This is a genomic window from Planococcus halocryophilus (assembly GCF_022489025.1).
Classification (GTDB): Bacteria; Bacillota; Bacilli; order Bacillales_A; family Planococcaceae; genus Planococcus; species Planococcus halocryophilus_A.
In genome coordinates this window covers 1-2,966 of the sequence record NZ_JAKVTG010000031.1, presented here as the reverse complement: position 1 = coordinate 2,966, position 2,966 = coordinate 1, and the positions used below count along the sequence as shown (strand labels likewise).

The following is a 2,966-nucleotide window of genomic DNA, read 5'->3' as shown; positions in this document are numbered from 1 at the left end:
ATTTTTTGTCACAACTTTTTAATTAACCATTGGTTAAGTTAGAAAGGGCGCACGGTGGATGCCTTGGCACTAGGAGCCGAAGAAGGACGGCACTAACACCGATATGCTTCGGGGAGCTGTAAGTGAGCGATGATCCGGAGATTTCCGAATGGGGGAACCCACTACTTTTAATCGAGTAGTATCCATGTGTGAATCTATAGCACATGAGAAGGCAGACCCAGGGAACTGAAACATCTAAGTACCTGGAGGAAGAGAAAGCAAATGCGATTCCCTGAGTAGCGGCGAGCGAAACGGGATCAGCCCAAACCAAGAGGCTTGCCTCTTGGGGTTGTAGGACACTCTATACGGAGTTACAAAAGGTAGGATTAGGCGAAGCGACCTGGAACGGTCCGCCGCAGCGGGTAACAGCCCCGTAGCCGAAAACCTTACCCCTCCAGAGTGGATCCTGAGTACGGCGGAACACGTGAAATTCCGTCGGAATCTGGGAGGACCATCTCCCAAGGCTAAATACTTCCTAGTGACCGATAGTGAACCAGTACCGTGAGGGAAAGGTGAAAAGCACCCCGGAAGGGGAGTGAAATAGATCCTGAAACCGTGTGCCTACAAGTAGTCAAAGCCCGTTAATGGGTGATGGCGTGCCTTTTGTAGAATGAACCGGCGAGTTACGATTACATGCAAGGTTAAGCTGAGAAGGCGGAGCCGCAGCGAAAGCGAGTCTGAATAGGGCGACGAAGTATGTAGTTGTAGACCCGAAACCAGGTGATCTACCCATGTCCAGGGTGAAGGTAAGGTAACACTTACTGGAGGCCCGAACCCACGCACGTTGAAAAGTGCGGGGATGAGGTGTGGGTAGCGGAGAAATTCCAATCGAACCTGGAGATAGCTGGTTCTCTCCGAAATAGCTTTAGGGCTAGCCTCAAGATAGAGAATCCTGGAGGTAGAGCACTGTTTGGACTAGGGGCCCATCCCGGGTTACCGAATTCAGACAAACTCCGAATGCCAGTGATTTATGCTTGGGAGTCAGACTGCGAGTGATAAGATCCGTAGTCAAGAGGGAAACAGCCCAGACCACCAGCTAAGGTCCCCAAATATCCGTTAAGTGGAAAAGGATGTGGCGTTGCTTAGACAACCAGGATGTTGGCTTAGAAGCAGCCATCATTTAAAGAGTGCGTAATAGCTCACTGGTCGAGTGACACTGCGCCGAAAATGTACCGGGGCTAAACGGATTACCGAAGCTGTGGATGGATCTCGTAAGAGATCCGTGGTAGGAGAGCGTTCTAAGGGCGTTGAAGTCAGACCGGAAGGACTGGTGGAGCGCTTAGAAGTGAGAATGCCGGTATGAGTAACGAAAGACGGGTGAGAATCCCGTCCACCGAATGCCTAAGGTTTCCTGAGGAAGGCTCGTCCGCTCAGGGTTAGTCGGGACCTAAGTCGAGGCCGATAGGCGTAGACGATGGACAACAGGTTGATATTCCTGTACCACCTCCCCGCCGTTTGAGCAATGGGGGGACGCAGAAGGATAAGGAGAGCGTGCCGTTGGTTGTGCACGTCCAAGCAGTGAGGCGTGGAATGAGGCAAATCCCATTCCTAATACGTTGAGCTGTGATGGCAAGAGGGTTTACCCTTAGAGTCCCTGATTTCACACTGCCAAGAAAAGCCTCTAGCGAGGCGGGAGGTGCCCGTACCGCAAACCGACACAGGTAGGCGAGAAGAGAATTCTAAGGTGAGCGAGTGAACTCTCGTTAAGGAACTCGGCAAAATGACCCCGTAACTTCGGGAGAAGGGGTGCTCTGGTAGGGTGTATAGCCCGAGAGAGCCGCAGTGAATAGGCCCAGGCGACTGTTTAGCAAAAACACAGGTCTCTGCAAAACCGTAAGGTGACGTATAGGGGCTGACGCCTGCCCGGTGCTGGAAGGTTAAGAGGAGTGCTTAGCGCAAGCGAAGGTGCGAATTGAAGCCCCAGTAAACGGCGGCCGTAACTATAACGGTCCTAAGGTAGCGAAATTCCTTGTCGGGTAAGTTCCGACCCGCACGAAAGGCGTAACGATCTGGGCACTGTCTCAACGAGAGACTCGGTGAAATTATAGTACCTGTGAAGATGCAGGTTACCCGCGACAGGACGGAAAGACCCCGTGGAGCTTTACTGTAGCCTGATATTGAATTTTGGTGCAACTTGTACAGGATAGGTAGGAGCCTTAGAGCCCGGAGCGCCAGCTTCGGAGGAGGCGTCAGTGGGATACTACCCTGGTTGTATTGAAATTCTAACCCACAAGCCTGATCGGCTTGGGAGACAGTGTCAGGCGGGCAGTTTGACTGGGGCGGTCGCCTCCTAAAGAGTAACGGAGGCGCCCAAAGGTTCCCTCAGAATGGTTGGAAATCATTCGAAGAGTGTAAAGGCAGAAGGGAGCTTGACTGCGAGACGTACATGTCGAGCAGGGTCGAAAGACGGGCTTAGTGATCCGGTGGTTCCGCATGGAAGGGCCATCGCTCAACGGATAAAAGCTACCCCGGGGATAACAGGCTTATCTCCCCCAAGAGTCCACATCGACGGGGAGGTTTGGCACCTCGATGTCGGCTCATCGCATCCTGGGGCTGTAGTCGGTCCCAAGGGTTGGGCTGTTCGCCCATTAAAGCGGTACGCGAGCTGGGTTCAGAACGTCGTGAGACAGTTCGGTCCCTATCCGTCGCGGGCGCAGGAAATTTGAGAGGAGCTGTCCTTAGTACGAGAGGACCGGGATGGACACACCGCTGGTGTACCAGTTGTTCTGCCAAGGGCATCGCTGGGTAGCTATGTGTGGCCGGGATAAGTGCTGAAAGCATCTAAGCACGAAGCCCCCCTCAAGATGAGATTTCCCATTGCGCAAGCAAGTAAGATCCCTCAAAGACGATGAGGTAGATAGGTTCGAGGTGGAAGCGTGGCGACATGTGCAGCTGACGAATACTAATCGATCGAGGACTTAACCAAA

The 2,966-nt window shown here is 53.0% G+C and carries 1 rRNA gene; it reads left to right on the top strand.

The features are described from left to right. Nucleotides 1–31: 31 nt before the first annotated feature. Nucleotides 32–2,965, top strand: a 23S ribosomal RNA gene (locus MLE13_RS17680). Nucleotide 2,966 lies beyond the last annotated feature (1 nt).